The organism is Thermodesulfobacteriota bacterium (assembly GCA_034189135.1).
GTDB lineage: Bacteria > Desulfobacterota > Desulfobacteria > Desulfobacterales > JAUWMJ01 > JAUWMJ01.
Genome location: JAXHVO010000064.1, coordinates 1 through 12,021, shown reverse-complemented (window position 1 = coordinate 12,021; position 12,021 = coordinate 1). Strand labels below are relative to the sequence as shown.

Annotated in this window: 12 protein-coding genes; 8 read left to right on the top strand and 4 right to left on the bottom strand. The window is 43.3% G+C overall.

Annotation, left to right across the window (positions count from 1 at the left end):
- The first annotated feature begins 144 nt into the window (after nucleotides 1-144).
- Nucleotides 145-1,044: a deoxyribonuclease IV gene (locus tag SWH54_09265; GenBank protein MDY6791443.1), complete on the top strand. Its 900-nt coding sequence runs from the start codon at nucleotides 145-147 to the stop codon at nucleotides 1,042-1,044.
- Here the strand turns inward: SWH54_09265 and SWH54_09260 are convergent.
- From SWH54_09260 to SWH54_09245, 4 genes are all read right to left on the bottom strand, one after another.
- Nucleotides 1,041-1,505 (bottom strand): Fur family transcriptional regulator, encoded by a 465-nt coding sequence (locus SWH54_09260; GenBank protein ID MDY6791442.1) that lies wholly within the window; start codon nucleotides 1,503-1,505, stop codon nucleotides 1,041-1,043. The two genes, SWH54_09265 and SWH54_09260, sit on opposite strands and share 4 nt — an antisense overlap.
- 239 nt (nucleotides 1,506-1,744) lie before the next feature.
- Nucleotides 1,745-2,578: a metal ABC transporter permease gene (locus tag SWH54_09255; GenBank protein MDY6791441.1), complete on the bottom strand. Its 834-nt coding sequence runs from the start codon at nucleotides 2,576-2,578 to the stop codon at nucleotides 1,745-1,747.
- A 3-nt stretch (nucleotides 2,579-2,581) separates the two neighbouring features.
- Nucleotides 2,582-3,343 (bottom strand): metal ABC transporter ATP-binding protein, encoded by a 762-nt coding sequence (locus SWH54_09250; protein ID MDY6791440.1) that lies wholly within the window; start codon nucleotides 3,341-3,343, stop codon nucleotides 2,582-2,584.
- Nucleotides 3,344-3,349: 6 nt separating this feature from the next.
- A complete protein-coding gene (locus tag SWH54_09245) occupies nucleotides 3,350-4,204 on the bottom strand; it encodes a zinc ABC transporter substrate-binding protein (GenBank protein ID MDY6791439.1) in 855 nt (284 codons plus the stop codon).
- Nucleotides 4,205-4,651: 447 nt separating this feature from the next.
- On the opposite strand from SWH54_09245, the gene SWH54_09240 reads away from it, so the two are divergent.
- The 7 genes from SWH54_09240 (at nucleotide 4,652) to SWH54_09210 (ending at nucleotide 11,553) form a co-directional block, all read left to right on the top strand.
- A complete protein-coding gene (locus SWH54_09240; protein ID MDY6791438.1) occupies nucleotides 4,652-5,398 on the top strand; it encodes a cytochrome c3 family protein in 747 nt (248 codons plus the stop codon).
- Between the two features lie 6 nt (nucleotides 5,399-5,404).
- Nucleotides 5,405-6,553, top strand: coding sequence for a 4Fe-4S dicluster domain-containing protein (locus SWH54_09235; GenBank protein MDY6791437.1), 1,149 nt, complete (start codon nucleotides 5,405-5,407; stop codon nucleotides 6,551-6,553).
- A gap of 84 nt (nucleotides 6,554-6,637) precedes the next feature.
- The gene (locus SWH54_09230) at nucleotides 6,638-7,606 is read left to right on the top strand and encodes an RnfABCDGE type electron transport complex subunit D (protein MDY6791436.1); all 969 of its coding nucleotides are present in this window, start codon (nucleotides 6,638-6,640) and stop codon (nucleotides 7,604-7,606) included.
- Nucleotides 7,607-7,612: 6 nt separating this feature from the next.
- On the top strand, nucleotides 7,613-8,218 hold the full coding sequence (locus SWH54_09225; protein ID MDY6791435.1) for an RnfABCDGE type electron transport complex subunit G: 606 nt from the start codon (nucleotides 7,613-7,615) through the stop codon (nucleotides 8,216-8,218).
- A complete protein-coding gene (locus tag SWH54_09220; GenBank protein ID MDY6791434.1) occupies nucleotides 8,215-8,820 on the top strand; it encodes an electron transport complex subunit E in 606 nt (201 codons plus the stop codon). Before SWH54_09225 ends, SWH54_09220 begins: the two co-directional genes overlap by 4 nt.
- Nucleotides 8,821-8,822: 2 nt before the next feature.
- Nucleotides 8,823-9,398, top strand: coding sequence for an RnfABCDGE type electron transport complex subunit A (locus SWH54_09215; GenBank protein ID MDY6791433.1), 576 nt, complete (start codon nucleotides 8,823-8,825; stop codon nucleotides 9,396-9,398).
- 22 nt (nucleotides 9,399-9,420) lie between these two features.
- Entirely contained in the window at nucleotides 9,421-11,553 is a 2,133-nt protein-coding gene (locus SWH54_09210; GenBank protein ID MDY6791432.1) for an RnfABCDGE type electron transport complex subunit B, read from the top strand.
- The last annotated feature ends 468 nt before the right edge of the window (nucleotides 11,554-12,021 follow it).

Here is a 12,021-nt window from a genome sequence, read left to right as displayed (position 1 = left end):
CTATCTTTATAATAAGTAATTTCAGTATGACAACTACTACAATAAATTAGCCATATTGCAGTTAAGTTCTTTGTTAACGATTTCTAATACACTCAGACAGTTTCCTCATTTAAAACGGAACATATTTTTGAGAATTACTATAATATGCACAGGAATAAATTTAAAAACCGAAAACCTTCCTGCCTGCTGGGGGCTCATTTCTCCATTGCAAAAGGCCTGGACCAATCCTTGTATGAGGCCAAACGGTATGGTTGCAATGCGCTTCAGATATTTACCAAAAACGCCAACAGCTGGAAAGAAAGAGTGGTTACCCAAAAGGAGATTGATCGTTTTAAGTATGCCAAGTCGGAAACGAAGATAAGCGAGGTGGCCTCTCACACGTCTTATCTTATCAATCTGGCGACACCGGACAAGAAAAAGCATAAAATGTCCTGCAATGCGCTGACCCAGGAACTTATCAGATCATCCTGCCTGCACATCCCCTATGTTGTGCTTCATCCCGGGTCTCATATGGGAACCGGTGAAAAAGAGGGAATCTTACGAATTGCTGAAAGCATCAATAAACTATTTGGAGAACTGGTTGAAAAAATTCCTCAAATTAACACCCGTCTTCTGCTGGAAACCACTGCAGGACAAGGTTCCAGTGTGGGGCATACCTTTGAACAGCTCGCATCCATTATCAGCAAAGTTGAAAACAAAATAAATCCTGGGATATGCCTCGATACTTGTCACATCTTTACTGCCGGCTATGACATCAGAACCATGAAACATTATCGAGAAACCATGGCTGATTTTAATTCTATCATCGGTCTTGACCGTCTATGTCTTATCCATCTTAATGATTCAAAAAAAGAACTGGGATCAAGGGTTGACCGACATGAACAAATCGGTTCCGGTCATATCGGCTTGGAAGCGTTTAAGTATATTATGAACGATGAGAAATTTTTCCATATTCCGAAAATCATTGAAACGCCAAAGGGAAGCACAGATAAAGATTGGGATGAGATAAACCTGAAACTGCTAAGACAGATGGTCCAAATTTAAAGCCCTGCGTTGCGACTCATTTTATTTTTTTCCTTTTTCAGACAGTTTTTACAGATTCCATCCAGGCGAACTTGAATATTATCAATCACTCCCGGGAAAGTTCTGTTTAACGGTTTAATGTCCAGATGCAAACTTTCCGGATTTAAACACTCCATGCTGCCGCATTTTCTGCAATAGAAATGCGGGTGTGGCTGATGATACTCGTTTGGAGCCAGGCCATAATAAAACGAACGCCCCCCGCTGCTTATTCGATCAACAAGTTTTTTTTGTACTAAAAGATCAAGGATTCGATAAACCGTCACACGATTGATATCAGTATTACGGCTTAATATATCAATAATCTCACCAGGCTTTAACGGATAATTGTTGTTTCCTATCACTTCCAGCACTTTCAATCGGTTCGGGGTGACGCCCAAACCGGATTTTTCAAGAAGATGTGTATAGTTGCATTGATAACACATGGTTTCCTTTTACAGATCTCTTTAATTGGATAAGTGGTGAAGTCGTTTATACTGTTTTTCATAAATTTTCATGTCCGACTGGGCACAACGAAGCATGAAACCTAAGGTTCGCCCGGGGAATCGCCTATTGGCCCGTTACAATAATTAACAAATGAGATCGTTGTGTTAGGCGCCCCCTATCATCTCAGTTAAACCGATACATGAAAAGACGATCAATGCGGCCTGCATAGATTAAACCATTAATCGACAATAGCCTTTGAATATAAACGCTTGTTTTTTAAATACTGCACTAAAAATGATATAAAAAAGGCCGCTACCGCCACCATGATAATGGTTGATCCTGATGTAAGATTAAACAGGTACGAAAGCCATAGCCCGGTCATAGTGAACATGCAGCAAAGCAAGGTAGAAATAAGCATCATCATACTGAGCGATTGTACATATTTCTCAGCAACATAGGGTGGAATGGTCAGCAATGCAATAACCAGAATAAGTCCCACCACACGAATAATCATCACAATAGAAAGGGCAATCATCCCGATGAGAAGAAAATACAGCCCTTTCACCGGAACTCCGCGAAGCCGGGCGAACTCCTCATCATAAGACATGGCGAGAAAATCGTTGTAGAAAAATAGTACAATGAGACCAACACTTAAGCATATCACCAGCATCTGCCAGAGATCCGACTTCGGAACAGCCAAAATACTGCCAAAAAGATAGCTCATTAAATCGACATTATATCCTGGGGTTAAATCCAACAGGAGTACTCCAAACGCCATTCCCCCGGCCCACAGTACCCCAATAAAAGTATCCGCTCTGTTCCTGTCTTTCAGGGTGACAGCCGCCATTATCAGAGCCGCAAAAAGAGTGAAGCCCACTGTGCCGACGATATATGGCAACCCCAGGAAAAAGGCGAGACCAATTCCACCATAAGCGGAATGGGCGATACCGCCGGCAAGAAAAGCAATTCTGTTAACAACGACATAGGTTCCGATAATACCACAGATAACGCTGGTAAGAAGACCGGCCGTCAATGCATTTCTCATAAACTCAAACTGAAGTGCTTCAAACATATATCAACTCTCATCATGTGTACGTAAAACCCGGTGCGGCAGCCCATGAGCAATGAGTTCCACCGGACACTGGTACGCCATCTCCAGCATTTCCTCGGTGACTTCGGCAGCCCCGTGGAAATGGACATGGCGATTGACACATGCAACTGATTTAATATAACTGGAAAGCGCCAGAAGATCATGGCTTACCACCAGGATGGTTACTTTTTCGTTGAGCTTTTCCAAAATTTGGTAAATCTTAGCCTGTCCTTTTGCATCAACACTGGCCGTCGGTTCATCTAAAATGAGTACTTCAGGCTCTGCAACCAAAGCTCTGGCAATAAAAACCCTCTGTCGTTGACCACCTGAAAGATCACCAATATGACGATTTCTAAATGGTGCCATTTCTACTTTTTCCAGAGCGGCTTGGGCGGTAATCCGGTCATCCCTTTTGTGGTGTGGCCAGTATATACCTGATCTTAACCTCCCCATGAGCACGACATCAAGGGCTGATATGGGAAAATCTTTATTAAGATGGACGTCCTGTGGGACATAGCCAATGCGGTGAGCTGCCTGCCTGGGATTTTTCCCCAATACCCGGATTTCACCCCGGTTGGCCTTTAAAAGCCCAAGGATCAGTTTCAGCAGGGTCGTCTTTCCCCCTCCGTTGGGTCCAATCATGGCCAGAAATTCTTTATGATAAAGGGTAAAGTTAACGTTCTGCAAAACAGGTTCTCCATTAAAGGAAAACCATAAATTTTTAATATCTATTACCGATTGGTCCATAAAATTTTATCTTAAAGTTGCTTTAAATTTAGCGGCAATTTGGCGCAGATTATCCGTCCAGTTTAATGCAAGGGGGTCGGCAAAAGAGATTTGCCCGCCTATTGCCTGGGCAATAACCTTCGCATTTGTAACCGAAAACTGGGGCTGAACAAAAATTACCTTTATACCACGATTTTTGGCGTATTTTATCAGTCGTTGAAGATCGGCAGGTTTTGGATCCTTCCCCTCAACTTCAACCGGTATCTGCGTTAAACCATATGCATTGGCAAAGTATCCCCATGAAGGATGAAATACTATAAACTCCAACCCTTTTCCTTTTCCGTTGAAAATTCCTTTTAACTCAGCATCCAGGTTTTCAATTTCAATAACAAATTTTTGGTAACCTGCCTCATACACATGTTTTCTATCCGGGTCGATGGCGACAAGAGCATTAAACATGTTTCGGGCCTGAATTATCACCAGAGGAGGAGAAAGCCAGATATGAGGGTCCTTGATTCCTTTCGACTTATTCGCTTTCATGGATTTTTTCTCAACGCCTTCCTGGGTATGGACGATGAGCATTTTGGAGTTAGCCGCAGCAATCTTTTTAAGCCACCGCTTTTCAAACGGCACCCCAATGGCAAAATAAATTTTTGAGTTGGAAAGGGCAACCATCTGCCTCGGTTTGGGCTCATAGGTCGCCGGACTGGCTCCGGGTTGAACCATCACTGAAACATTTACCAGAGCCCCGCCAATTTTTTCCACAAAATATTTCTGCGGTACAATGCTGACAAATACATCGATTTTCCCTTCCGCAACAGCGATTTTCCCGAAAATCATACTTAAAACGAAAAGAAATATAATTGCCAATGCGTTTCGCATCTTTTCTCCTTTGGTAGGCCCTGGCATCCACTTGAGCTGTTGGCTTTCTAAAGATAAAAGCAATATAATGCAACTATATTGCATGAAACTTGTTTTGTCAAGAGGATTACTAGTTGCTGATATTTCTTTTCATAACAGCAAATAATGCCCGATTATAGTGGCTCCATTCCTCGTTTATAGAATTCGGCTATAATTTCTTATTGCAATTTAGTTGCATGAGATGCCCTTTTCCTGATTACCCGTTTCCGATTTCCTCGTATAAAAACTTTTTGGGTTTACAAATTGTAAAATTTCTTGACAGTTAATCATATTGCCCCCCCAAACTATTTTTTAATTATTTGTAATCATTATCAATTAAATTCAAGTGCCGCTGGCACACCCTTTGCTGTTAAAAAATTAAAGCCCTATTTTCCGCAAAATAAAATGAATAAAACAGGAAACCACTTTTTGCCTAAACGATACCACACAATTTCTCTTATCCTCATTATATTGGCGCTTATTGCCATGGTGGGATATTTACGCCCTGCCGGTGACAGGGAAAGATCGTTGAGAATTCTCATTGATGATTGCGGGGGGAAGGCGGTTTTTCCACATGTTGCCCATTATGGTGATTATCAAATTTCCTGTGTTACCTGTCATCATGATAAAAGTGGTGACCAGACCGATTACATTTCATGCGGGTTGTGTCACCCTGTCGCTTTTAACCGGCAGTATATGGAAAATCATAGAAGTTTTTTTGCTGAAAAAAAGGCATGCGTCAGATGTCATCACGTGGAATTTATTAAAACAAGATTCAAACACTCCAACCATAAGAGTTATACCGATGATTGCACAGATTGTCATCATGAACCTGACATTGAGCCTGAACCCAGGGCATGCATATCCTGTCACTTAACTGACGGAAGTGAGGATATGCCCAATTTGCATGATGCAACCCATGATTGCTGCAAAAAATGCCATGAAGATATTTTTGACAAGGGTTTCAGCGGTTGCTCCGATTGTCATTCCCAAAAAGATATGAAGAAAGGTAAAGGAGATTACACTCGCTGTCTAAACTGCCACCAGGGCAACAAAATCAATCAACTGATACCGGCAAGAAAAGATGCTTTTCATAAAAAATGCTTAAGCTGTCATCAAAAGCTGGGAAAAGGCCCCTTTGGTGAAAGCAGCTGCAATAAATGTCATTTTAAGTGAAACACAATGAATAAGCCGACTACTTCTCTTATCACCCCATTTACGGAGACCATTCAGGATATACCCTCTCCAGATGAAGTACATGTACCTTTGATCGGGCATACTCCCGTAGTACAGAGGAAAAAAAAAGTACTTCAAGGGACAGTGATCGCTAAACATCCGGTAGATGATGTGGGGGATATTCATGCACCGGTTTCAGGTAAGGTAACCGGTGTTACACCTTCATCCATCTCCTTAAAAACAGACAGCGGAAATTTACAGCCCAAGCCTGTCGATATATCGGCAATTGAACCAGGCAAAGAACTTGTTCGAATTTTAAAGGGCCTCGGCGTTAATACTAGAAACCTTAACCGGTCAAAAACGCTCATCATCAACGGGTTTAATCCCGAGCCCGGCATCAGTGTTTATGACCAACTTTTACGTGACCATCAAGAGACTCTTGAACGGGGTCTTGAATTGGTACGAAAACTTATTTCTCCTTCTTCTGCTATACTTGCAGTCCCCGGACGAAGTACGGCCTATCTGTCCGGATGCGTGACCTTTCACATCAAAACGGTTTATCCCAACAGTCTTAACCGTGTTGTCGTTAAATCAGTCACCGGTTTCGATCAGCCTGAAAACGTTGCGATTGTACCCATACCACAATTATATTCTATGGGGAAAGTCCTCCAAACCGGCTTGCCCCTTACTGAAACTATTATAACGATAGGAAAAGTCAATTACAGGGTCAAGATCGGTACCCCTATTCGGATGATATTGGGATATGCAGGCATCAGTGTCCAGCCGGGGGATCGAGTTATCCTGGGGGGACCCTTTCGAGGAAGTGCGGTTTACAGTCTGGATCAGGGAGTGGATAAGGATGCTTATGGAATTTCAGTCATTCCTCAAGGAACCTTTTCAGCGGTTACCGACGCACCCTGTTTAAACTGCGGCGAATGTGTACTCCACTGTCCGTCTCGTATCATGCCGAACATCATCAGCCGTATGGCAGAGTTCGGACTGTTTGAAAAAACGATAAAGTATGGCATAGAATCCTGTTTTGAGTGCGGGCTGTGCACCTATTTCTGTCCGGCAAGACGACCGGTATTACAGTATATTCTCCTGGCTAAAGATGAACTTTTTACTCAGCAAAAAAGTAAGGATGATGGAACATAAATAGTGTTCGACCGAAACCCATTGTTTTCGGTCAAAAATTCGCTGTTCGGATTTTATCTGAACAAGATTAACGAGGTGGCTTATATGGCAAGTCAAATAAAAAAACCTTTTATCAGCGAACCTATTTTAACTGTTTCTGCCCCCCCGCACTGGCATTGTGGTCGAAGTGTTTCAGGACTGATGATAGAAACCATCCTGGCGCTTTCACCGGTAGTATTAATGGCCATTTTACAATTCGGCATCGAAGCCTTAAGGATTATGGCTCTTTCATGTGTGGTAGCAGTTGTCACAGAGGCACTATGTCTAAAAATCACTGGCCTGAATATAACCATCGATGACTACAGTTCTCTTCTGACAGGGCTTTTATTTGCATTTCTCTTGCCTGCATCGGCTCCATGGTGGCTGGTAACTGTCGGAAGCAGTTTAAGCATCATACTTGGCAGGATCCTTTTTGGCGGGCCCGGTGCAAGTCCCCTGTGCGCCCCCCTTGTCGCATGGGTGGTTTGCAAAATTTCATGGAAATATCTCATGGATATGGATTTGTCCATGCTCGACACAGAATATTTATATCCTTTAAGTCGGCTCAAGCTTTATGGCCCGGAAGCCGCTTCCGGATTTAATTACCTGGATCTGTTTTTAGGAAAGCAGGTTGGCGGTTTGGGTGCCGTGCAACTGCCCGCTGTTCTTCTGGGAGGTCTATATTTAATACTACGAAAACACATCCGCCCTCATATTCCATTGGCCTTTCTCGCTGGAGTCTGTATTACCGCCTCGCTTTATTTTTTCATAGACCACACCAGGTATGCAGACCCATTTTTTCATCTTATTACCGGAAGTGTGATTTTCGGGGCCTTTTTTCTGGCTACTGATTCCGCTTCCTCGCCGGTCGGGCATCTACCTATGGTCCTTTATGGATTTACTGGAGGTATTTTAGTAATAATCATTCGGGTTTACAGTGTTTATCCTGACGGGGTCCCTTTTGCCATATTACTTGCAAATCTGTTAACTCCGATTTTCGATCGTATTCGCCCGAAGCCTTTTCAAAAAAAGTAATAAGTCATGCGCGAAATTTTTAAAATGGTAGTAGTACTTTCAGCGATTTGTTTAGTTGCCGGGCTTCTTTTGGGCACCGTTAAACAGGCCACTCTCAGCCGTATTGAAGAGCAGGTGCTGATATATGTCCAAGGACCGGCCCTTAAAAATGTTTTAAAGAATTTTGATAATAATCCCATTGCTGACAGACAACAATTTGACGTCGGCAAAACAGATACCCGGGTCACCGTCTTTCCTGCTATCAGCAAAGGTTGTCTGACAGGAGTCGCCATAGAGGGATTCGGAAAAGGATACGGCGGCGACATCGGCGTGATGGTGGGCTTTGATTTAAAAAAGGACCAATTAACCGGTATCAAAATTACCACCATGAAAGAAACCCCCGGCATCGGCACATGCATTGGTAAAGACGATTTTACCGCACAATTTTTCGGACATCCTTTGAGCAATCTGGCACTTAAATCACAAAAGGGTAATATTGACGCAGTTTCCGGGGCAACATTTTCATCAAAGGGTGCAGTAGATGCCGTTCAAAAATCGGCAAATATTTATACAACCATCAAGCCTGAAATTCTTATGTCTTGGAAACATATGAAAAAAGGAAGATCAAAATGAATCGCACATGGAAGGAATTTTCCAAAGGACTCTGGCTGGAACTGCCTCCGTTTCGGTTGGTTCTAGGACTGTGTCCTGTCCTGGCAGTGACCAAGACGGCGTATAATGGTTTTGGCATGGGTTGCGCTGTCATATTTGTGCTGACTTTGTCAAATTTAATTATTTCACTGGTTCGCAACATTATTCCTCCTAAGGTTCGCATTGTCTGTTTTATTGTTATTGCAGCATCCCTGGTGGTTACCGTTGAGCTGCTCATGCAGGCTTTTACCTATTTTCTATACCAGCAACTGGGAATCTTTGTACCCCTCATTGTGGTCAACTGTCTTATTTTAGGCCGGGCTGAGGCTTTTGCCTCAAGAAATCCGGTTCACCTGTCTGTTGCTGATGCTCTAGGGATGGGATTGGGATTTACTATGTCACTGACGTTCCTGGGCGGTGTCCGGGAAGTGTTTGGTTACGGAACTATTTTCGGCAGGCCCTTGATGTGGGTGTATTTTAAACCCTTCACATTTATGGTGGAGGCCCCCGGAGCGTTTATATGCTTAGCAGTATGTCTTGCAGCCATGAATTTTATTAATACATGGCAGAGCAAAAGGTTTTAGTCATGACAGATTATTTTACACTTATTATCGCAGCTATTTTTATAAATAATATTGTTTTGGCCCAATACCTGGGAAATTGTCCTTTTTTAGGCACTTCAAAATCGGTTGACCTGTCCATAGGTATGGGAACTGCTGTGGTATTTGTTTCCGTGATGGCAACGGCAATTACCTGGCCGATACAAAAGTACATCCTTGAACCATCCGGGCTTATTTTTACACAGACCATTGTGTTTATCATGGTTATCGCAACGTTAGTACAGTTTGTGGAAATGTTTTTAAAAAAATCTATTCCGCCCTTGTATGAAGCTTTGGGTATTTTCCTGCCGCTTATAACCACAAATTGTGCGGTACTCGGAATAGCAATTATTTGTCAGCGAAAGGAATTTAGCTTTTTAAAATCAATGGTGTTTGCTCTGGCATCCGGGGTCGGCTTCATGCTTGCTCTGGTAATTCTTTCATTAATCCGCGAACGCTTGGAAATCACTCGTATCCCGAACGCATTCAAAGGAACGCCAATTGCGCTGGTAATAGCAGGACTTATGTCGCTGGTCTTTTTTGCATTTGTGGGAATGGTATGAAAATTATAGATTTGGTGACCAAATGATAACCTCTTCAGCTCTTTTGCTTTTAGGCCTGGGATTTTCTGCTGCGGTGATTTTATCTGTTGCTTCAAGACTGTTGTATGTAAAAGAAGATCCTCGCATACGGGAGGTTGAAAGGGTTTTGCCCGGTGCAAATTGCGGTGGATGCGGACTTCCCGGCTGCTCTGCCGCAGCCAAAGCAATTGTTGAAGGCAAAGCTCCGCCAGATGTGTGCATTGCAGGAGGAATGGATACAAACCGGATGGTCGCTGAAGTAATGGGCTTGGAGGTAGAGTATAAGGAGCCCCGAATTGCTGCCATCAAATGTATTGGTGGAAAACGAGCCGACAAACTCTATCTTTATGAAGGGGTGCAAGATTGCAAAGCGGAGGCGATGCTCTATGACGGCCATAAACAGTGCACCTTGGGATGTTTAGGCCTGGGTTCATGTGTCAAGGTCTGCCCATTTGAGGCCATTCACATGGGACCGGATAATCTTCCGATAGTCAATCCAAACAAATGCAAGGGCTGCGGACGTTGTGCAGATGTCTGCCCCCGCAAAGTAATTTCCATTGTTTCAATGACCGAAAGGTTGCTTCATTTTAATGAAGAAGGTGACTGCCTGGCACCGTGTGTACAGAGATGTCCTGCACAAATAAATGTCCCCCTGTATATCCGTAAGATTCGAGAAGGCGATTTACCAGGGGCCCTATTGACCATTAAAGAACGCAACCCTTTTCCCCTTGCATGCGGCAGGGTCTGCCTCCATCCTTGTGAAAATATATGTCGCAGAAATATTGCAGATCACGGCGTGGCCATCAACCGTCTGCAACGTTACTTGGGTGAATGGGAGATGAATTCAGGGAACCGTATTCCAATAACCTGCGCACCGGATACCGGCCGTAAAGTGGCAGTTGTTGGCGGAGGACCGGCAGGATTGTCCTGCGCCTATTTTTTAAGAAGGCTCGGGCATCATCCGGTAATATTTGAATCCATGGCTGAACTGGGAGGAATGCTAAGATACGGAATTCCCCAATACCGAATGCCGAATGATATTCTTGACTGGGAAATCGAAGGAATTTTAAAACTGGGTATAAAAACGAAAATGGGTGTAAAGCTTGGAAAGGATTTTAGCTTGAAGAGCTTGGAAGATGATGGGTTTAAAGCCGTTTTTCTTGGAATCGGTGCATGGACGGTGCCACCCCTTGGAATTCCCGGAGAAAATGAAAATGGAGTAATCGGCAGTGTGGATTTTTTAACATCCGTGGGAGTAAAAATCAAAACACTTGCCAACCAGCGGGTAGTTATTATCGGTGAGAGCAATACAGCCGCGGATTGTGCGAGAAGCTCAATTCGTCTGGGTGCAAAATCTGTAACCGTTATATGCCCATGTATCAAAAAGGATATGTCAGCCAATAGAAAAGATGTGGACAGAGCTATGGAGGAGGGAGTCCAGTTTCTTTTTTTAACGAAACATAACAAGGTGATTTCTGACACAAACGGCAATGTCACGCATCTGGAGTATACCCGGATGGAACTTGAGGAAACAGGTAAACCAGGCAAGAGCAAGGTTGCAGCCATACCGAATTCAGAGACTCTCATAGATGCAGACATGGTTATTGCGGCCATAGATCGCCAGCCGGACCTCTCCTGTCTGCAGGACCATAACCAAAAGGTTATATTCGAACTAACCAAAGAGAATAATCTTGCGGCTGACAGGGATACCATGCAGACCTCTGTAAAGAATATCTTTACTGCGGGAGATCTTCATACCGGACGCGCATGGGTGGTCATGGCTGTGGGTGGAGGACGTCGCGCTGCTCGTTCCATCCATTTTTATTTAACCCAGGGCAGCATACCGGTGCCGGAAAATTTACAGAACAAGATCCTCCCTGAAAGTATACTAAAAGATGTAAAAGTCACCGATCACATACCGAGAGTTCAGATTAGTGAAGTCCCGGTAGACCTGCGCATTCAATCTTTCACTGAGGAGGTAAAGGGGTCTATATCAGCTGAGAAAGCCAAACTGGAAGCCTGTCGCTGTCTGTACTGCGGTCTGGTCTGTTATGATAAGGAAAAAGAACTGGTGAAACCGATCTATACGGGCTTTACAAACGATAGCCAAGGCAAAAAGATACACATGCAGCAATAGAAAGGGCAAGGAGAGAAGGGACAAAGATGTATCATTTTTTTTACTTATGCCTATGTGTCTTTCGCGCTCCCCCCTTTGTCTAAAGGTGAGAAATATTTTCTCATTCCCCTGTTAAGACATTAATCCACGCAGGATGTACAAATACCCTCTTTTTTTATAATCGCTTTGCCTTTTTCAGACGATAAGAAATCCAACAATGCCTTTGCTTTGCCGGCAGGCTTTCCAACGGTAATATAAGAGAATTGCTGGTAATAAGGATAGTTTTTATCTTTGGTCGAAAGGCCGCTAATTTTAAGCGTGTTTATCCCTTTTTATGTTACTGCCACACCTTGAGAGGTAAATGCAAAAGTATAACCCCAATTGAGCGAAAACTTATGCTGCTTTTTTAAATTCATTTTCGTTTAGAGTAGTACAAATGTTACGATAAAGTAATTCAGTTTCATTGTTCTTTGTCAATTCGATGACTTT